This is a genomic window from Exiguobacterium sp. s5 (genome assembly GCF_018618075.1).
Classification (GTDB): Bacteria; Bacillota; Bacilli; order Exiguobacteriales; family Exiguobacteriaceae; genus Exiguobacterium; species Exiguobacterium mexicanum_A.
On the sequence record NZ_JACSLK010000011.1, the window covers coordinates 1 to 19,307 of the forward strand.

Annotated in this window: 16 protein-coding genes, 3 tRNA genes, 1 other RNA gene and 1 other annotated feature; of the genes, 5 read left to right on the plus strand and 15 right to left on the minus strand. The window is 48.7% G+C overall.

The window, feature by feature from the left end; all coding sequences use genetic code 11:
- Positions 1-367: 367 nt before the first annotated feature.
- The 6 genes from KNP60_RS15245 to tadA form a co-directional block, all read right to left on the minus strand.
- Positions 368-592, minus strand: a complete 225-nt coding sequence (locus tag KNP60_RS15245; protein ID WP_034781883.1) for a YaaL family protein — start codon at positions 590-592, stop codon at positions 368-370.
- Positions 589-1,188 carry a recombination mediator RecR gene (recR, locus tag KNP60_RS15250; RefSeq protein WP_021065285.1) on the minus strand — a complete coding sequence of 200 codons (600 nt, stop codon included), beginning with the start codon at positions 1,186-1,188 and terminating at the stop codon, positions 589-591. Before recR ends, KNP60_RS15245 begins: the two co-directional genes overlap by 4 nt.
- 22 nt (positions 1,189-1,210) lie before the next feature.
- Positions 1,211-1,528 (minus strand): YbaB/EbfC family nucleoid-associated protein, encoded by a 318-nt coding sequence (locus KNP60_RS15255; RefSeq protein ID WP_034781885.1) that lies wholly within the window; start codon positions 1,526-1,528, stop codon positions 1,211-1,213.
- Positions 1,529-1,543: 15 nt separating this feature from the next.
- Positions 1,544-3,220: a DNA polymerase III subunit gamma/tau gene (dnaX, locus tag KNP60_RS15260; RefSeq protein ID WP_034781888.1), complete on the minus strand. Its 1,677-nt coding sequence runs from the start codon at positions 3,218-3,220 to the stop codon at positions 1,544-1,546.
- Positions 3,221-3,314: 94 nt separating this feature from the next.
- Positions 3,315-3,583, minus strand: an RNA gene (gene ffs / locus KNP60_RS15265) — signal recognition particle sRNA large type.
- Between the two features lie 53 nt (positions 3,584-3,636).
- Positions 3,637-4,137 carry a tRNA adenosine(34) deaminase TadA gene (gene tadA / locus KNP60_RS15270; protein WP_214797807.1) on the minus strand — a complete coding sequence of 167 codons (501 nt, stop codon included), beginning with the start codon at positions 4,135-4,137 and terminating at the stop codon, positions 3,637-3,639.
- Between the two features lie 121 nt (positions 4,138-4,258).
- On the opposite strand from tadA, the gene KNP60_RS15275 reads away from it, so the two are divergent.
- Together KNP60_RS15275 and KNP60_RS15280 are read left to right on the plus strand one after the other, a co-directional pair.
- Entirely contained in the window at positions 4,259-4,894 is a 636-nt protein-coding gene (locus KNP60_RS15275; protein WP_034781893.1) for a deoxynucleoside kinase, read from the plus strand.
- Positions 4,891-5,562 carry a deoxynucleoside kinase gene (locus KNP60_RS15280; protein WP_021065290.1) on the plus strand — a complete coding sequence of 224 codons (672 nt, stop codon included), beginning with the start codon at positions 4,891-4,893 and terminating at the stop codon, positions 5,560-5,562. Before KNP60_RS15275 ends, KNP60_RS15280 begins: the two co-directional genes overlap by 4 nt.
- Before the next feature lie 43 nt (positions 5,563-5,605).
- Here the strand turns inward: KNP60_RS15280 and KNP60_RS15285 are convergent, their stop codons facing one another.
- From KNP60_RS15285 to pdxS, 8 genes are all read right to left on the minus strand, one after another.
- Positions 5,606-6,604: a hypothetical protein gene (locus KNP60_RS15285; protein ID WP_214797808.1), complete on the minus strand. Its 999-nt coding sequence runs from the start codon at positions 6,602-6,604 to the stop codon at positions 5,606-5,608.
- Positions 6,605-6,769: 165 nt separating this feature from the next.
- A tRNA-Ser gene (locus tag KNP60_RS15290) sits at positions 6,770-6,859 on the minus strand.
- A 29-nt stretch (positions 6,860-6,888) separates the two neighbouring features.
- Positions 6,889-6,979: transfer RNA gene (locus KNP60_RS15295), tRNA-Ser, on the minus strand.
- A 38-nt stretch (positions 6,980-7,017) separates the two neighbouring features.
- Positions 7,018-7,108, minus strand: a tRNA-Ser gene (locus KNP60_RS15300).
- Between the two features lie 156 nt (positions 7,109-7,264).
- Positions 7,265-8,548, minus strand: a complete 1,284-nt coding sequence (gene serS / locus KNP60_RS15305) for a serine--tRNA ligase (protein ID WP_214797809.1) — start codon at positions 8,546-8,548, stop codon at positions 7,265-7,267.
- Positions 8,549-8,600: 52 nt separating this feature from the next.
- Positions 8,601-8,808: a binding site (T-box leader), on the minus strand.
- 18 nt (positions 8,809-8,826) lie between these two features.
- A complete protein-coding gene (locus tag KNP60_RS15310) occupies positions 8,827-10,071 on the minus strand; it encodes a D-alanyl-D-alanine carboxypeptidase family protein (protein ID WP_353048656.1) in 1,245 nt (414 codons plus the stop codon).
- Positions 10,072-10,158: 87 nt separating this feature from the next.
- Positions 10,159-10,737 carry a pyridoxal 5'-phosphate synthase glutaminase subunit PdxT gene (pdxT, locus tag KNP60_RS15315; RefSeq protein ID WP_214797810.1) on the minus strand — a complete coding sequence of 193 codons (579 nt, stop codon included), beginning with the start codon at positions 10,735-10,737 and terminating at the stop codon, positions 10,159-10,161.
- Between the two features lies 1 nt (position 10,738).
- Positions 10,739-11,629: a pyridoxal 5'-phosphate synthase lyase subunit PdxS gene (pdxS, locus tag KNP60_RS15320; RefSeq protein WP_021066746.1), complete on the minus strand. Its 891-nt coding sequence runs from the start codon at positions 11,627-11,629 to the stop codon at positions 10,739-10,741.
- Positions 11,630-11,913: 284 nt separating this feature from the next.
- Here pdxS and pdxR point away from each other — a divergent pair, with 284 nt between their 5' ends.
- The 3 genes from pdxR to KNP60_RS15335 all read left to right on the plus strand — a co-directional run bounded on the left by pdxR (position 11,914) and on the right by KNP60_RS15335 (position 17,495).
- Complete coding sequence (pdxR, locus tag KNP60_RS15325; protein ID WP_034781910.1) at positions 11,914-13,314, plus strand: MocR-like pyridoxine biosynthesis transcription factor PdxR; 1,401 nt, start codon at positions 11,914-11,916, stop codon at positions 13,312-13,314.
- Positions 13,314-13,928 (plus strand): class A sortase, encoded by a 615-nt coding sequence (locus KNP60_RS15330; RefSeq protein ID WP_214797811.1) that lies wholly within the window; start codon positions 13,314-13,316, stop codon positions 13,926-13,928. The genes pdxR and KNP60_RS15330 overlap by 1 nt, the downstream gene beginning before the upstream one ends.
- 138 nt (positions 13,929-14,066) lie before the next feature.
- Positions 14,067-17,495 carry an alpha-amylase family glycosyl hydrolase gene (locus KNP60_RS15335; RefSeq protein WP_214797812.1) on the plus strand — a complete coding sequence of 1,143 codons (3,429 nt, stop codon included), beginning with the start codon at positions 14,067-14,069 and terminating at the stop codon, positions 17,493-17,495.
- 44 nt (positions 17,496-17,539) lie between these two features.
- On the opposite strand, the gene guaB is transcribed toward KNP60_RS15335, so the two are convergent.
- Positions 17,540-19,003, minus strand: coding sequence for an IMP dehydrogenase (guaB, locus tag KNP60_RS15340; RefSeq protein WP_034781919.1), 1,464 nt, complete (start codon positions 19,001-19,003; stop codon positions 17,540-17,542).
- Positions 19,004-19,307: the final 304 nt, after the last annotated feature.

A 19,307-nucleotide genomic window follows, 5' to 3' on the forward strand; every position in this document is an offset into this window, starting at 1 on the left:
CTCTTTAAAAATGACGAAGCTTGCGCTTCATTCAAAAATTGTAAAACTTATTTTTGCCTCATCGTTCAGTTTTCAAAGTTCGTCTGTCGTTCTTGGCGACTTAAATATCTTAACAAGCTATTAACGAGAAGTCAATATCTTTTTTAGATTTTTAAAACCGCTCTCGGCGACGTCTATTAATATATCAATAAAACTTTGAATACACAATAGCTTTTTCAGAAAAACTTTAAATTATTTTTTAGTCGTCTGCATTTTTTGTAGAAAATGATGAACGCGTTTCTAGTTTCTTCATTATATAGAGAAAAAAGTGAACGTTGAATGGACCTAACCATTCGGCATATAAAAAGGCGAGATGGAATATCTCGCCTTACGATCTTAAATTCGAAAGTGAAACTTTGCGTTGCTTCGCCTCTTTTAAATAAAAGAAGTACAATGCTTCCGCTTGTTTAACTTGCGCTGCTAATTCCCCAGTGTCTTCGATACTCACTTCAAGTATGTGACGTTTCGATTCGTACTTCGCCTTAGCATCTAACAGCTCTAACAAAAATCGTTGGTCATATCCGTCTCGGAGAGGTTTGCGAAACCATCTCATAGTTCGCGTCTACCTTCCATCGCTCTTGATAAGGTCACTTCATCCGCATATTCTAGATCGCCGCCTACAGGTAAACCGTGCGCCAGACGCGTTACACGAATTCCAGTCGGTTTTAAGAGTCGGGACAGATACATTGAAGTCGCTTCCCCTTCGATGTTCGGGTTAGTGGCCAAAATCACTTCACTAATCGCTTCATTTTCTTGAAGACGCGTTAACAAGCTCGACACGTTAATATCTTCAGGACCAATCCCTTCCATTGGGCTAATCGCCCCATGCAAGACATGGTACTTCCCACGATACTCTCGCATCTTCTCCATCGCAATCACATCTCTAGAATCTTGAACAACACAGACCACCGTCTCGTCGCGATGGGAATCCGTACAAATCGCGCATGGGTCAACATCTGTAATGTGCCCGCATACCGTACAATATTTAATATCACGCTTAGCGCTGACAAGAGCCTTAGCGAACGTCAGCACATCGTCTTCTTCCATATCTAATACGTGGAATGCTAGACGTATGGCAGTTTTCGGACCAATGCCCGGCAATTTGGTAAAGCTTTCAATCAAACGTCCGATCGCTTCAGGGTATTGCAACTCACATCGTTCCTTTCTTCACTTAAAAGCCTGGAAGGTTCATCCCTTGCGTAAAACGTCCCATTTTGTCATTAACGAGTTGGTCAGCTTGCTTCATCCCGTCGTTAACTGCTGCCAAAACAAGATCTTGCAACATTTCGACGTCATCTGGATCGACAGCATCTTCAGCGATGATGACATCTAGCACTTCTTTATGTCCACTGACGATAACTTTTACCATGCCGCCACCTGCCGTACCTTCAACAGTCAAGTCTTTCAATTCTTCTTGAGCTTTCGCCATATCTTTTTGCATTTTCTGCATTTGCTTCATCATATTGTTCATGTTTCCCATTCCACGCATGTAGAGCGCCTCCTTTTAAACTTCTTCAATTTCAACGACGTCACCGAAACGTTCAACGGCCTTCGAGACAAGTGGATCTTCTTCAACCACTTCCTCTTCTTTATGATCCGAACGTTCAGCTTGTTTACGAAGGATGAACTCATTCTTCAACTCAACCCAATCGGTCTCTAGTACGGCCATGATTTCTCGACGAATTCCCGTCACTTCAAACAAGGCTTGTTCAATCACGTCTCGCGTGCGACCGTTCGAGCTAACTTGCTCGTAGTGCCACGTCATCCCATCTTTAAATTGTACCAGTAAGGTGTCACTAGCACAAAGCACAGCCTCACTCTCATAGAATAGTGCAAAAATTGGACCATCCTGCGTTCGGATATTCCCCATGATATCTTCCCAGCTATCACGTATTGCGTTTAAATGCTGTCGTTCCGCTCGTTGCAATAATTGACGGATGCGTTCTTTCGGGACTCGAATTTGAGTTCGCTTGGCAACTTTAGGTTTCTCTGTTGTTGCTTCCGCTGCAGGGACTCCCGTTTTTTTGACTTCACTCAACTCGCGACTCAGTTCACGGACCTGCTCTTGAAGTTGTTTCATCTGTTCTGTCATCGTCCGCCCTTGTTCGGCGATACGAATAAACGTTAGTTCCACCAAAACTTTCGGATGATTCGATAATCGCATCTGTTGCTGACAATCATTCAACTCTTCAATCACTTGGAATAGTTCATCTGTCGACGTCGCTTCAACAAATTGTCGGAACGTCTCTGTCGGGCGAGCGCGTTCGAGTAAATCGACCGCTTGAGGTGAGGCCTTTAATAGTAAGGCGTCACGATGAACGAATACGAGATCTTCAATGAATCGCTTCAAATCCTTACCTTCACGCAGCATCGTTTCCAACGTACTCAAAATTTGATCAAGTTGCTTTTGCTGTAAGCCGTAAGCCATATCGAGCAGAGCATCATCTGTCACCGCGCCGGTCACTTCTAGCACAGCGTCTTCGGTCAAACGGCCATCGCTAAAAGCGAGCGCTTGATCGAGTAGGCTGAGTGCATCGCGCATCCCACCATCGGCAGCACGGGCAATCAGCTTGAGCGCCTCTGGATCATAGTCATAATCTTGATCGTTCAAGATATATGCCATACGTGTCTGCAATTGACCGACTTCATGCCGTTTCACATCAAAACGCTGACAACGCGAGATGATAGTTGCTGGAATTTTATGCGGTTCTGTCGTCGCCAAAATAAAGATGGCATGCGCCGGAGGTTCTTCTAACGTCTTTAACAAGGCGTTGAAGGCACCTGTCGAAAGCATGTGCACTTCATCAATGATATATACTTTGAAGCGCGCTTGAGAAGGCGGATATTTGACTTTATCCCGAATTTCTCGAATCTCGTCGACCCCATTATTTGAAGCCGCATCGATTTCAAACACGTCCGGGCTCGTCCCTTCCGTGATTGCGATACAAGTCGGGCATGTGTTACACGGTTCTCGTGTGGGTGCTGTCTCGCAGTTGATGGCTTTCGCGATAATTTTCGCCAAACTTGTCTTCCCGGTCCCTCGTGGACCCGAGAACAAATAGGCATGTGACATTCGTTCCTCAAGCAACGCATTTTGAATCGTACGTGTGATATGAATTTGACCGACAACCTCTTGGAACGACTGCGGACGATAAACCCGATACAACGCTTGATACGCCATGTCCCCGCCTCCTTTCTTCCTTACATTCTCTATTTCATCATACAAAAAAATCTACAACCCTGGGGCCGTAGATTGAAGTTATTAAATAAATCTGCCGCGCACCGATTTCTGAAAGCACGTCAATGTGCGTTACTCATGCAGTTTGCTCGGCCCAAGCACCCCTGCGGCACACGGTACGTCACCACTTAAGGCTGCTTCCTTCCGGACCTGACCTGGTTCATGGGTGACCGTTGCGCAGGACTCAGACGTCAACGCCACTTACACGAGGACAGGCCACACCAATGCACTCCCTCGAATCGGAATTCAGTCTCGCTATAGCGGATTGCGAGTTACAGGGCACCGCTACCTCCCCGCCTAGCACGGCAAATGGGTAAATGAAGTTAGGCACTACGTTGAGTGCTATTACATTATACTGTTTAATCAGATGGGTTGCAACCTCTCTGTTCAAGCCGCGCCTGCTTCTTCCGTTCTCTAAGGTTTCGGAAGAAGCTCGTCAGCAACTCGCCACACTCTTCTGCTAAAACATTTTCTGTCACTTCGGATTGGTGGTTGAAGCGTTCGTCTTGAACGAGGTTCATGAGCGTACCGCAACACCCTCCCTTCGGATCATAGGCACCAAAGATAACACGCTTCACACGAGACAGCACGATGGCCCCCGCACACATCGGGCACGGCTCTAACGTGACGAACAGTTCGCAATCCTCCAAACGCCAATTGCCGAGCGCCTGGTTCGCCTGTTCAATCGCAATCATTTCGGCATGAGCCGCTGCCAATAAGTCCGTTTCCCGGCGATTATAACCCGCGGCAATCACCTCATCACCTTTAACGATGACGCATCCAATCGGGACTTCGCCGATTGCTTCCGCCTTCTTTGCTTCTTCTATGGCGAGCCTCATAAATCGTTCATCTCGTTCCATATACACACTCCGTTTCTGATCACTTATTATGAAAAAAAATGAAAATCATTTCGCTCGCCCTATCCACTTCATTGTATGCTAGAATGGAACTTGCACTTTGGATAATGGAGGATGACATCATATGTTTATAACGGTAGAGGGACCGATTGGTGTCGGGAAAACGTCACTGGCCCATATCATCAGTCAGCACTTTTCAATGCAGATGCTGAATGAAATTGTAGAAGAGAATCCGTTTCTCGGCAAGTTTTATGAAGATATCGACGAATGGAGCTTCCAAACGGAGATGTTCTTCCTTTGCAATCGCTTCAAGCAATTAGACGATATCCACAAACACCACTTGAGTCAACAGCAATCCGTCGTTTCTGACTATCATATTTTCAAGAACTTAATTTTCGCTCACCGTTCCCTGAGACCAGCTCATTTGAACAAATATGAGCAAATCTATAAGATTTTGACACACGATATGCCGAAACCTGATGTCGTCATCTACTTACACGCCAGCATCGAGACGTTAATGAAACGTGTCGCCTTGCGTGGACGTGAAGTAGAAGAGAACATGTCTCGCGATTACCTCGAACAGCTCGCTCATGATTATGAAACGTTTATCGAATCATACCGCGCGACGCATCCCGAAGTGACGATTCTTTCGTTTAGCGGAGATGAGCTCGACTTCGTCCAAAATCCGGATGATTTGACGCACGTCCTCTCGACGATCGAACGTGAATTAGAATTGACTAAAGGAGCAAAAATCAAATGACGCTGAATGAAAAATATAACATTCCGAACGATACGATCATCACGATCGGTGGAATGGTCGGAATCGGTAAATCAACGATCACGAACTCACTTGCCGATGCCCTCAACTTCCGCACTTCACTCGAGAAAGTAGACACGAACCCTTATCTCGATAAATTTTATCATGATTTTGAGCGTTGGAGTTTCCACCTTCAAATCTATTTCTTGGCTGAACGGTTCAAAGAACAGAAGAAAATCTTCCAATACGGCGGCGGCTTTATCCAAGACCGCTCGATTTACGAAGATACTGGCATCTTTGCCAAGATGCACTATGAAAAAGGGACGATGTCTCCAACCGACTACGAGACGTACTCAAGTTTGTTTGAAGCGATGGTACTGACACCATTCTTCCCACACCCTGACCTTCTCATTTATCTTGAAGGCTCATTCGAGCAAGTACTCGACCGCATTCAAATGCGCGGGCGCGAGATGGAACAACAAACACCGATCACATATTGGGAAGAGATGTACGCTCGGTATACGGAGTGGATCAACAACTTCAACCTTTGCCCTGTACTTCGTCTCTCAATCGAAGAGTATGACTTGATCAATGACCCGAACTCGGTTGAACTCATCTTGGAGAAAATCGAGAAACAATTGACGATCGCTCGCGAAGCGAAAGTCAGATAAGTAAAGAAGGTGCACCGCTCGCTTGAGCGGTGCACCTTCTTTTTTATGTGTGGGCGATATGAGGTTTTCGGTACGTCGGCGTCTTCCGAGCTTTTCGGAAACCGTCGATGGCATCAAACACTGCTGCCAAAATCGTGATGGCGACGACCAATCCAAATACCCAATCGAACGAGAGCACGCCGTTCGGAACGTTCGTCTCGATCCAGTTCAAAAATCGCGGGTCGAGTAACTGTGGGGAACTGGCCATCCAGATGATGAACGTTGCCGAGGCAATATTGTAGATCAAATTAAACGAAGCGAGGGCATACGTCCAATGTCCGTTCATCCATTTCCATACCCCAAGTACGACTTGAAGCAAGATGACGGTCACAAATAACCAAATCACATCCATCAGGAACGTTTGATTGAAGATGGGAGTGATCATCGTGAACCCCGCGTTCGTAGATTCATAAATCCCTAGTAACTGTTCGGCGTTAATATACACGCCAAACCACACAGCTGTCCAAAACAACCCAAACCCTGCGTCAAATTTACTGATTCGACCGCCCTTCACCCGTTCTTTCAGCTTGGACACATCCCATTTCATATCTGGCGCCGGTACATCATCAGGTGCATAGCGCTCAATCAAAAAGAAGACGAGCGTAATCCAAAACACGAGCTGAATCCCGACCTCCCACAGCGCATCGAACATGTTCGTCAAAAATGTGCCGATCGTCGGCATAAGCGGTCCTGAGAACGTCGGCATGCTAGACAACACGAGACCGAAGAAAACGACAGCTAAGACGATTGGAACGACAAGTTTAATTACGGTCACATACATTGGGAAAAAACGTGGTCCGATGACATACTGTCCTTCCTTATAACGTGCGGCAACGACGGTTGGATGCCCAATCTCCTCTAACACTCGTTTCACGTCCGCCTCAGTCGGGTGTTCGGGCAATGCCGCCTCGATCGATTGCCGAATCGAGGTAGCCGCCTCCTCGCGCCGTTTCGGAGGAACGTGTCGCACGACCTCATCGATATACATCTCAATCCAATCCATGACGCTCATCTCCTTCCCTTTGCGCCATCACAGTCTATATGATTAAGATTCCCGATTAGTCACCGGATTAGCTGTTTTTCGCCGGATTGACACAAACAAAAAAGCCGCAGACCGGAGTCTACGACCATAAAAAAACGCATCTGCCCATGCAGATGCCAAAACAAGCGGAGTTGGTGGGATTCGAACCCACGCGAGCCTTACGACTCCTAACGGATTTCGAGTCCGTCCCCTTCAGCCGGGCTTGGGTACAACTCCAGGCTTAAAAAAGTGTAAAAAAAAGAAAGTGGAGGAGGTGGTGGGATTCGAACCCACGCAGGCTATTACACCCCTGACGGTTTTCAAGACCGTTCCCTTAAACCACTTGGGTACACCTCCAAAATAGTATGAAATTGTTGAGCCTCCAAAAATAAAAATGGAGGAGGTGGTGGGATTCGAACCCACGCAGGCTATTACACCCCTGACGGTTTTCAAGACCGTTCCCTTAAACCACTTGGGTACACCTCCAAAGCTCATATACAATTGGTGAGCAATCATCTCGCTCGACATGATTTATAGTATCAACTTGGCAAGCAGATGTCAAACCCTTTTGTGCAAAAACATTAAAAAAACCAAAAAAAAATCCCGCCTGAACGATACGGTTCAGACGGGTTGGTTTGTTCATTAGTGAGGCATTTCAATTTTCTCGATACCGCCCATATATGGACGTAGCACTTCTGGAATGACGACTGAACCGTCAGCCTGTTGGAAGTTCTCTAAAATCGCAGCGACGGTCCGGCCGACAGCGAGACCAGATCCGTTAAGCGTGTGGACGAATTCCGGCTTCGCGTTCGCTTCGCGACGGAAACGAATTCCGGCCCGGCGCGCTTGGAAGTCTTCAAAGTTTGAGCAAGATGAAATCTCGCGATACATCCCTTGCGCCGGCATCCATACTTCGATGTCATATTTCTTCGCAGCCGTGAAGCCGAGATCGGCCGTACACATGCTGAGCACTTGATATGGGAGACCGAGACGCTTAAGCACTTCTTCAGCGTGGCCCGTCAAGAGCTCGAGTTGTTCATAAGACTCTTCAGGTTTCACGAACCGGACGAGCTCGACTTTGTTGAACTGATGCTGACGAATGAGCCCACGCGTGTCGCGACCAGCTGATCCCGCTTCTGAACGGAAACAAGCGCTATACGCCGTATACGTGATTGGAAGTTGGTCTTCCGTGATGATCTCGTCACGGTGCATGTTCGTTACCGGAACTTCTGCCGTCGGTACGAGGAAATAGTTCGTATCCGCCACTTTGAATGCGTCTTCCTCAAATTTAGGAAGTTGTCCCGTCCCGGTCATCGCGTCGCGGTTGACCATATAAGGAGGGAGCACCTCAGAATAGCCATGTTCATCGGCATGCATATCCATCATGAAGTTGATGAGGGCACGTTCGAGACGGGCGCCGAGACCTTTATAAAAGACAAACCGGCTGCCTGTCACTTTACCCGCTCGTTCCACATCGACGATTTTCAAATCTTCCATGACGTCCCAATGCTGTTTGAGTTCGAATTCGAACGTCGGTTTTGTTCCGACTTCACGGATGGTGACGTTATCGTCTTCCGTTTCGCCAATCGGCGTTGATTCGTGCGGGATGTTCGGGATGCTGAGGAGAATCAAGTTCAATTCGGCCTCGACTTCACGCAACTCTTCATCGAGCAATTTGATTTCGTCCCCGAGGCGGCGTGTCTCGAGAATCGGTGCATCCGCATCTTGTTTGTTGCGTTTCAATTCCGCAATTTTTTTTGTCGCTTCATTTCGTTTCGCTTTCTTCACTTCAACCTCATTGATCAAGTTGCGGCGTTTCTCTTCTAACTCCGGGAAACGATCAAGCGCACTCAAGTCTTCTCCTCGATAAGCAAGCTTCGTTTTAATCTCTTCAAAATCTGTTCGTAATCGTTTAATGTCTAACATTCATTATTCCTCCTTTTTCACATAAAAAAGGTGGCACGCCCCTTTCCCGTAGGAAAGGGACGAACCACCTTGGATCCGCGTTGCCACCCTCGTTGCCCGAAATCGGGCCACTCGATGCACGTAACGTGTGCGTAACGTGACTTGTTTCCAAGCCAATGCTCCGAGGCCGATTCGGTTACATCATCCCACTAGTTTGCACCAACCACTAGCTCTCTGTCAGTAGATGACCGTAACGTACTTTTCCCCATCATTGCATCTGTCATTGAATTAGTTTTACTTTACAACATCTCAACTCTATCGACAAGACTCAGTTTTCCGAGCACGAGTCGAATCTCATCTAAAAAGTCGGAGAAGGCACGCGTCATACGTGTCAAAAACGACGCCATCTCGACCGGTTCGGCCGCGACGAGCGTTCCTTTAGGTGGAAGTTCACCATCTAGATACCGAACGCTTCCAGAAGGCTCGATGGTGACGGTCCCGACCTGTTGATCGGCCGCAATTGGGGCTTTCGTATCCGGAAGATCGTAAGTCGGTTCAGGTACATCCTGCCCTTTCTCGACGAGCACTTCAAAGGCCGACGTCGTGCGCACTTTCGCTGTCTCGACCGCACCTTCAGCGACATGGAGCGTCGCCGGGACGATTTCGCCTGTCCGTAAGATCGGGGTTAAGACGAAGTCTCCATATGCATAGTCGTGAAGAGCTTTCGTGGCAGTATAACGCCCTTGATCGGTCTTCGCTCCGAGAACGACCGACAGCACGGTACGTCCATCTCGCGTCGACACGCCGATGAAGCAGTAACCGGCATCGTCGGTCGTGCCCGTTTTGAAGCCAAGCATGCCCGGATAGGCTAAATCTCGACCGGCGAGCATCCGATTCGTCGCTTCGAAGCGGACCCCGTCGATGTCGACATACGCTTGTTTCGTCACATCGAGCACTTCCGGGAACTTCGTCAAATAAGCCAAAGCGAGCATCATCAAATCATTGGCCGATGTCAAATTCTCCCCTGGACGTCCCGCTGACACAGAGTCAAGTCCCGATGCATTGGCGAACGTCGTTTGGGTCATGCCAAGTTCGGTCGCCCGTTCGTTCATTTTCTTCACGAATACCCCTTCCGAACCAGAGACGGCCTCGGCCAATGTGACCGCCGCCTCGTTCGCGGAACGAATCAACGCCACATCGTAAAGTTCTTTTACCGTGTACGGTTTATTGACGAGCGGAATCCGAGCCAATCCTGGTTTTCGGGTCAGCGCCAACGCCTTGTCGCTCGGGGTCACTTCTTGGTTCCAACTGAGGTCACCCGCTTCGATGGCTTCTCGGACGAGAAAAGCGGTCATCAGCTTAGTGATTGATGCCGGAGGAAGCATGGCGTCCTCTTCTTGTGAGAACAGGATTTGTCCCGTCGTCATGTCCACGAGCATCGCGCCGGTCGCATCAACTTTAGGTGCCGCCGATGCATCCGTCGGCACGACCATATTTAAAAGGATTGCCCAAACGAGCATCCATCCGATCCATCTTTGTCTCACGGTCTTGCCCCTTTCTATACGTATCTCGTTACAGTGTAGCAAAAAAACACATGAAAAAGGCTCCCTATTTGCTAGGGAGCCTTTCAATCAGACGAGTTGTCGCTTCGTCGCTTCAACCATGTCCAAGAAATAGCGGTGCATCGACAAGTCGTCCGTCAATTCCGGGTGGAACGAGCAGGCCATATACTTGTCATACCGAACCGCGACAATCGCTTCCTCGACCTCGGCGAGCACTTCGACGCTCGCTTCGACCGATGCGACTTGCGGCGCTCGAATGAACACTGCTTCGACAGTGTCATCGATTCCATTGACAGTCAAATCGACTTCAAAGCTATCAACTTGTCGTCCGAACGCATTTCGTTTGACCGTCATTGGGATTTTACGCAAGTGCGCATCATATCCTTCGACTTCGGTCGCGAGTAAAATCAAACCAGCGCACGTCCCGAACATCGGCAACTCCGTATTCTCACGTAACGGCTCGAGCAAGTCATAGCGATCAAGCAGGCGACGCATCGCCGTGCTCTCCCCACCCGGCAAGACGAGTCCATCGATTCGATTTAAGTCATCGACCGAGCGGACGACGAGCGTATCCGCACCAAGTGCTTCGAGCATATGGACGTGTTCGCGAATCGCACCTTGCATTCCGAGTACACCAATCGTGGTCATCTTACCAACCTCGCGGTGCCATAAGTTCTTCTTGTTTGAGCGTGCGGACGTCGAGCCCTTTCATCGCTTCGCCGAGTCCTTTCGACAAGTGCGCGATGCGCTCATAGTCATCATGGTATGTCGTTGCTTCGACGATGGCACGGGCAAATTTCTCAGGGTTCTCCGCTTTGAAGATTCCTGATCCGACAAAGACGCCGTCCGCTCCGAGGTGCATCATGAGTGCCGCATCGGCTGGTGTCGCAATTCCGCCTGCTGCGAAGTTGACGACCGGGAGGCGGCCTGCTTCACGGATTTGCATGAGTACTTCAAACGGGGCACCAAGGTCACGCGCTTCCGTCATCACTTCATCGATGCTCATCGAGAGCAATCGTTTCACTTGGGCTTGAACGGTACGCATGTGACGAACTGCTTCAACGATATTGCCGGTTCCCGGTTCACCTTTCGTCCGAATCATTGCTGCACCTTCCCCGATGCGGCGTGATGCTTCACCGAGGTCACGAGCGCCACAGACGAATGGTGCTTTGTAGTCACGTTTGTAGAGATGGAACTCTTCGTCAGCAGGTGTCAATACTTCGCTCTCGTCAATGAAATCAACCCCCATTGATTCAAGGACACGGGCTTCAGCGATGTGACCGATCCGGCACTTCGCCATGACCGGTACCGATACCGCACCCATGACGTCTTCGATGATTGTCGGATCGGCCATACGAGCAACGCCACCCATTTTGCGAATGTCTGAAGGTACGCGCTCGAGTGCCATGACGGCAACTGCACCTGCTGCCTCAGCAATTTTGGCTTGCTCCGCGTTGATGACGTCCATGATGACGCCACCTTTTTGCATCTCGGCCATACCGCGTTTTACTTTGTCTGTCCCTACTTGTCTCTTTTCCAAGTGAATCCCCTCCAATAAGCTAGTCTACTTGCAAGTATAAATTGATTTGACTATATTGAAAGTGCCAGTTTTATATTTTTTGAAGTGGTCAGTTTAAACAAAGGACTTCATTTCCCGATTCTCGAATGTTGTAAAGATTAAAGGAGATGATGGAATGGATCAATGGAACAGTCGTGACGAAGCGCATGAGCGCAGTTTTTTTGGAAAAACGGGAATGGTCTCGCTCCTCCTCGTCATCGGATTCGTACTTTATTTTTTCTTTGGCTGACTAGAAAGGACACACCATGGATATGCTCACGTTCTCACTCGAGGCTGACTCGAGCGTCCCGTTGTATGAACAACTCTATTTGCACATTCGACAAGCCATCGTCGATGACACCCTCACCACCGGGACAAAACTTCCGTCCAAACGTAAGTTAGGCGAGTTTTTAGATGTATCACAAACGACAGTCGAACTGGCTTATGCCCAGCTGCTCGCGGAAGGATATATCGAGTCGTTGCCACGCAAAGGCTTCTACGTGTTACCGCAAGAAGAACTGTACGTCCGGCGCGGCAGTAGCGTCATCGAACCGCTCCCGGTGAAAAAAACATATGAGTTCGACTTGTATCCGAGTCAAATCGACACGACCGCTTTCCCATTCGAACGTTGGCGCCGGCACTTAAAACAAGTCGTCTCGGAAGAACATCACGATTTGCTGTCACTTGGATCTGTACAAGGCGATTTCGTCCTTCGTCAAGAGATTGCGACCTATCTCTATCATTCGCGCGGTGTGCATTGTTCTCCCGAGCAAATCGTTGTCGGATCAGGAACCGAGCAGCTGTTGCCCCAATTGTTAGAACTGTTGCCGGATACCACGACGTTCGGCATTGAGGATCCGGGGTATCCGCTCACCCGCCAACTTTTCGCCCATCAACGACGGACGTTCATTCCAATTCCTGTCGATGAGAGTGGCGTCCGTGTCGATGTGGTGGAACAAGCAGCCATCGATGCCCTTTATGTGACACCGGCCCATCAATTCCCGACCGGAACGATTTTATCGGTCAGCCGCCGTCAACGTCTGCTCAACTGGGCATCGGAGCAACAAACATATGTGATCGAAGACGATTATGACAGCGAATTCCGTTATAGCGGTAAGCCCATCCCGTCCTTGCAAAGCATGGATCAAAACGAGCGGGTCGTCTATTTGAGCACGTTCTCGAAATCGCTAATGCCTTCATTGCGAATCGGTTATATGGTGCTCCCCCCTCCGCTGTTGAATCGCTACCGGGAACGTTATCGTCACTTCACATGCAGCGTGCCCCGCTTCGAGCAACACACGTTGGCCGAATTTATGGCGACCGGTGATTTTGAGAAACATCTGAACCGGATGCGTAAAACATATCGACGTAAACTTGAAATCATCATCGCCGCTTTCAAACCGTATGAACCGATTGTCTCCATCACAGGGGCGAGCGCAGGCCTTCATGTTGTGCTATCTGTCCAAACGACAAAGTCGAGCGAAGAATTAAAACGTCTGGCCGAAGCCGCGAGTATTCGAATCAATGCGATGACCGATTATCGCATCAACTCGAGCGATACGGTCCCACAGCTTTTATTCGGGTTTGCCGCCTTATCTGAAGAAGTACTACCTGCCGCCGTCAGTGCACTCATGTCGTGTTGGAACATTGAGAAAGGAAGAGATTGATGAAACGGTCACGCTATTTCGTCGGTGGTCTCCTCTTATTAATCGGTACACTCCTGTTATCCGAATCGTGGTGGAAAGACCAACTCGCGACGTGGAACAGTCAACAAGTGACCGCCGAGATTCAACCGAAACAGCCCGAAACCGGCGAATTTGAGTTTTCAAACGTCGAGCCATTATCCTGGGAACAACTATTGACTGTGCGCAATCGGTTTCACGAATTACCGACCCTGGGTCTCATTTCCATTCCAGATGTTAACCTTGAACTGCCCATTTTATATGGTCTCGATAACGAGAACTTGGCTGTCGGTGCCGGAACGATGGATCCGTCCCAGCGCATGGGAACCGGAAACTACGCACTTGCCGGCCACTATACGCAAAGCCCGACCGCACTGTTCGGGCCACTCCATACCCTCGACATCGGCATGTCCATCTATGTAACCGACATGAAGCACACGTTCCAGTACGAAGTTACTTCCCTAGAGACTGTCCCCCCGACACAAGTTGATGTACTCGAACCAACAACTGAACCGACGATTACGCTCGTCACGTGTACGTTCGATGCGACGGAACGGTTGATTGTGAAAGGACGCCTCGTGAAGCAAACGCCTCTCTAACCGATAGGCGTTTTTATTATTTTTCAAAAAACATATTGTGAGCGCTTACATATTCAGCTAAACTATTCCTGAAACCGTTTGCACAATTTTGACAATTCGTTGCCCTGTAGACGACACATTCCATGAAAGAGGTGCTTTATGAAGAAGAAAGCGGCACGACAGACGACCACGTTACTTTTATCATCCGTTCTCCTCATCCAAGCCGGCGTCCCGATGAACGCTTTGGCCGAACCTGCCACAATCTCAATTGATGGCTTAAAAACAGATTGGACGAACACGCCAGCGCTCGCCACATCCCCACAGGCGGGTTGGCAAGGATTCGATTTAGGAGACGTCTATCTGCAGAACGATGCACGTAACCTTTACTTTTATGTGGATGCGAACAACGTCCCGAACTGGGGCGACAATGGTCAGTACATAAATATCGCCCTCCAAATCAATGAACAAGATTCAGGCGTAGCGACAAACCCGCTTGGCTATCCGTTCAACTTTAGCCAAACCGATAAAAAACCACAGTATCATATTTTACTTCGCGTCGATGGCGACACGTCAGTAAAAGAAGCTGCTCTGTATGAAGCAGGTAAATCCACACCACTCGCAAACTTAAGCAACTTGAACGGCGCCTCGTTTGCTATTGACCGCACGAAAGGATTTGAAGGCAAAATTCCATTGTCCCTGCTTGGTCTAAGCAATGATGATACCGTTCGGGTCCTCACGGTACTCAGCGGGAATAACGCTACCGAGCACGGTGCGTTCGACACGATTCCAAGCAATGCGGCCAATAAAGTCGCCGATAGTTGGAATGTTTCGGCGACTCCGTCGACACAATCGGTATATAGCCCAGCCTTCACGTTGAGCGGTGTCGAGACGGTCAGTCAACTCGAAGTGACAGCGGTCACGCCGGCCAATCAATCGGAACAAGTGGACATCAAATCCCCAATCACATGGACGTTCAATGAGCCTGTGTCGTTAGACGATTCGAACATCAGCTTGATGAATGGCGAGACAGCTGTACCGTTCACGGCTGAAGCGAGCGGATCGACAGTGACCGTCACACCGACCGAAGCACTCGGCTTGAATCAAACATATACCGCGACCCTTCCCGCGGACGCTGTGAAAGGAAACCTGTCGAACACGACGTTACCAGCATTGACGACGTCATTTAAAACCATCACTGAAATCGCCGATCCATGGAAAACACAACGCTACATCGAGATGTTGTACGTCCGGGCCGACAACGATTATACCGATTGGAATTTATGGACGTGGAGTACTGGTGCCAAAGATGGCCAAGTAGATCCATACAAAATCACTGAAGAAGGTGCCGTCTTCCGTATCCCGGTCGGAAAAGATGCGACCAACGTAGGCTTTGTCATCCGCAAAGGCACGGATTGGGCCGTGAAGGATGGTTACGGGGAAGACCGTTATGTGAAACTCGGCAATGATCGAGTCACAAAGGTCGTCGTCGAGAGCGGAAAAGGAACGTTCCACCAAGTACCGACGATTCAAGGGCCCGTGTTTGAAGATGGTGCCGTCACGTTCTTCTACCGTGACAAAGCGTTGTATGAAGAAGGACAACTCGATGAAATCGACAGCGTCGCGTTAAAAGTCAATGGCACGACATACCCGATGACTTACGAAGCGAAGAACGAATGGTTCCGTCATACGGTAAAATTGCCGGAAGGGGAGCATGATTATACATTCCTTGTCACGAAAGACGGTGTCACGACTGAAGTGAAAGACCCTTACTTTGAGGCGTCGAGCGTTGAATATCGTCGTCCCAACGTCAAATTGACCGCTTCTGTTGCTCCAAAAGCGATTAGTTCTCGAGAAAACGCGGTCGTCAAGGTGAAACCGACGTTGCCAAAAGGTGTCCAATTACGAGAAATGTACATCGATGCCCGTCCACTCGGTGGACCAGCCAAGCTAGCGGTAGACCCGGCACTGAACAAACAGACGATTGCAGTGAAAGATACTGTCAAACCAGGCAATAAGTATTTGACGATTACGGCGATTGACCAATACGGAAACGTTCATAAGACGAAAACATCGTTGACGGTCCGCCCGATCTCCATGAAAGATAAGCAAGAATTTGATTGGGACGAGGCACGGATTTACTTCATGCTGACCGATCGCTTCTATGACGGGGATAAAACGAATAACAACCCGAATGGTGAATACTACGACCAAGACCATCTTGAGTCGTATCACGGCGGCGACTTTGCCGGCGTCACGAAAAAACTCGACTATTTGGACAAGTTAGGTATCAATACAATTTGGATCACGCCGATCGTCGACAACATTGATTGGGATCTTCGTTACGGTAAAGACGGCTCACAGTACGGCTACCACGGCTATTGGGCGAAAAACTTCGAAAAACTCGATGAGCATCTTGGGGATATGAAGGCGTTCCATCGTCTCATCGACGAAGCAAACGCACGAGGCATCAAGATTATGGTCGACGTCGTCCTGAACCACCCTGGCTACGGCATGGAACCAGGGGCTGTGGACACGGGTGCGACAAACTTCCCGACAAATCAGGAACGTAAAGCGTTCGAGGGAATGATTCGTTCGAACCCGGTCGATGGGGATGATTTAAAAATGTCACTCTCTGGGCTGCCAGACTTTAAAACAGAGGAAGCAGCTGTTCGTGAACAACTCGTCAAATGGCAGACAGATTGGATTAAACGCTCGAAGACGAAAAAGGGTAACACCATCGACTACTTCCGCGTTGATACAGTCAAACACGTCGATTCGACAACGTGGAAGTCGTTCAAAAACGAGTTAACGGCACTTAAACCAGACTTCAAGATGATTGGAGAACATTACGGCGCGAGTGTAAACAACACGGGCGGTTACTTACAGAGTGGCCAAATGGATTCGCTACTCGACTTTGACTTCAAATATCAAGCTGAGCGGTTCATCAACGGGAATATTGATGACGTCGAGAGCGCGCTCCAATACCGCAACACACAACTCTCGAATGAAGCGACGCTCGGACAGTTCCTCAGTAGTCATGACGAAGATGGTTTCCTCGTATCACGTGCCGGAGGAGATGAAGGAAAACACATGGTCGCCGCTTCGCTTCAAATGACGGCGAAAGGTCAACCTGTCATCTACTATGGTGAAGAGGTCGGTCAGTCAGGAAAACATGCCTTGGATATGGATAAAGGCGAGTTCAATGAAAACCGTTATGACTTCGACTGGAAGCGAGTCAAAGGAGAAGGCAAAGCGATGCACACGCACTACCAGAAGCTTCTCAATATTCGTGCTGACTATTCGAAAGTATTTAGCAAAGGAACACGGGCCGTTATCTCGGGTGGGTCTGCGAAGGGATATTCTGTCTTTGAACGAAAACACGGCAAGGACTCGATCCTTGTTGCCTTGAATACGACAGAGGCGAAGCGGACGATTACGTTCCAAACGAACCTTAAGTACAAGACGAAACTTGTCGATCGCTATAGTGGACGAAACTATGTGGTCAAACGAGATGGCAAAGTCACGGTCAGCTTGCCTGCGCAAGATGATGGCGGTACAGTCATTCTTGTCAACAAAGCTAAAAAATAATAATAAAAAGCCGTTGCCTCTGAATCGAGACAACGGTTTTTCGTTTAACGTGAGTAGTTTGGAGCTTCTTTAGTGATATGAACATCATGTGGATGGCTTTCTTGCAAGCCAGCCCCTGTCATGCGAATAAACTGCGTATCTTCGCGTAACGCCCGAATGTCAGCTGCCCCACAATAACCCATTCCTGAGCGAAGGCCACCGATGAGTTGATACACCGTATCTGCCAACTCGCCACGATAAGCAACACGACCTTCAATACCTTCCGGCACGAATTTCTTGTCCGCTTCTTGGAAGTAGCGATCTTGGCTTCCACGTTTCATCGAGGCTTCAGAACCCATTCCACGGTATGTTTTGAACTGACGTCCTTGATAGATTTCCATCTCACCTGGACTCTCTTTCACACCAGCGAGAAGACTACCGAGCATGACCGCATGACCACCAGCCGCAATTGCTTTCACGATATCACCTGAATATTTGATTCCACCATCGGCAATGACTGTGACACCATGTTCTCTAGCTTCTGTGACACAATCGTATACCGCTGTGATTTGTGGAACGCCGACACCTGCTACGACTCGTGTCGTACAGATTGACCCTGGGCCAATCCCGACTTTGATGACCGATGCACCGGCTTCAATCAAAGCCCGTGTTGCTTCGGCTGTCGCGACATTCCCTGCAATAATCGGGAGTGTTGGGAACATGTCACGTAACTCTTTTACTTTCTCAATGACGCCGGCTGAATGGCCGTGAGCTGTGTCTACCACTAGAGCATCGACACCAGCATCGACAAGGATTTGAGCACGCGATGCGGCATCTTTCGTGACACCGACGGCGGCTGCAACGAGTAAGCGACCTTGTTTGTCTTTCGCTGCGTGCGGGAACTGTTCGACTTTCTCAATATCTTTTGTCGTAATGAGACCTTTTAACACACCTGAATCATCAACGAGCGGTAATTTTTCAATCCGATGTTGATGAAGAATGCGTTCTGCTTCTTCAAGGGACGTCCCTACTTTTGCGGTGACGAGGTTTTCCGTTGTCATGACATCCGCAATCACTGTCGAGTAATCTTTAATGAAGCGAAGGTCGCGGTTTGTTAAAATCCCAATCAATTTGCGTTCTGTTTCCGAATTAACGATTGGAACACCTGAGATACGGTATTTACTCATCAAGTACTCTGCATCGTACACTTGACGCTCAGGCGTCAAATAGAACGGGTTCGTGATGACGCCGTTCTCCGAGCGTTTAACGCGATCGACGTGTTCTGCCTGCATCTCCATCGACATGTTTTTATGAATGACTCCTAGACCACCTTGGCGTGCCATGGCGATGGCCATCGGTGCTTCTGTGACCGTATCCATACCTGCACTGATGATTGGTACGTTCAACTCTAGACCTTCACAAAGTTTAGTGCTCAAACTCACATCTCTTGGCAAGACATTTGAAAAGCGCGGTACGAGTAACACGTCATCAAACGTTAACCCTTCTTTTGCAAACTTGTTTTCCCACATAAAAATCGATTGCCCCTTTCCCTATCGGACCCGAATCTTTGTTTCGAAATATTTCTGTAATGGTAACAGGTATAGGGCGAAAGTGCAATTCAATTCACGATGTTCAGAAAGTTCAGAATTGTGTTCGTTCCATTCACTTTCATCTTTTAATGTTCGGAATTAGATTGTATGTGTCGCTTACGAATAGAAAATTTAATGGCAATCCACAAAAAAAAAGACGACCAAGCGGATGCTTGATCGTCTTTCGCGTTGGCCTGGCAACGTCCTATCCTCACAGGGGGAGACCCCCAACTACTTTCGGCGC

Bases quoted from the DNA above. Each gene is read 5' to 3' on its own strand.
- KNP60_RS15280 (WP_021065290.1), top strand. From the start codon at position 4,891: ATGACGCTGAATGAAAAATATAACATTCCGAACGATACGATCATCACG.
- serS (WP_214797809.1), bottom strand. From the start codon at position 8,548: ATGTTAGACATTAAACGATTACGAACAGATTTTGAAGAGATTAAAACG.
- KNP60_RS15335 (WP_214797812.1), top strand. From the start codon at position 14,067: ATGAAGAAGAAAGCGGCACGACAGACGACCACGTTACTTTTATCATCC.
- tadA (WP_214797807.1), bottom strand. From the start codon at position 4,137: ATGGAACGAGATGAACGATTTATGAGGCTCGCCATAGAAGAAGCAAAG.
- KNP60_RS15275 (WP_034781893.1), top strand. From the start codon at position 4,259: ATGTTTATAACGGTAGAGGGACCGATTGGTGTCGGGAAAACGTCACTG.
- pdxT (WP_214797810.1), bottom strand. From the start codon at position 10,737: ATGACCACGATTGGTGTACTCGGAATGCAAGGTGCGATTCGCGAACAC.
- KNP60_RS15245 (WP_034781883.1), bottom strand. From the start codon at position 592: ATGAGATGGTTTCGCAAACCTCTCCGAGACGGATATGACCAACGATTT.
- KNP60_RS15255 (WP_034781885.1), bottom strand. From the start codon at position 1,528: ATGCGTGGAATGGGAAACATGAACAATATGATGAAGCAAATGCAGAAA.
- pdxR (WP_034781910.1), top strand. From the start codon at position 11,914: ATGGATATGCTCACGTTCTCACTCGAGGCTGACTCGAGCGTCCCGTTG.
- KNP60_RS15330 (WP_214797811.1), top strand. From the start codon at position 13,314: ATGAAACGGTCACGCTATTTCGTCGGTGGTCTCCTCTTATTAATCGGT.
- guaB (WP_034781919.1), bottom strand. From the start codon at position 19,003: ATGTGGGAAAACAAGTTTGCAAAAGAAGGGTTAACGTTTGATGACGTG.
- KNP60_RS15285 (WP_214797808.1), bottom strand. From the start codon at position 6,604: ATGGATTGGATTGAGATGTATATCGATGAGGTCGTGCGACACGTTCCT.
- dnaX (WP_034781888.1), bottom strand. From the start codon at position 3,220: ATGGCGTATCAAGCGTTGTATCGGGTTTATCGTCCGCAGTCGTTCCAA.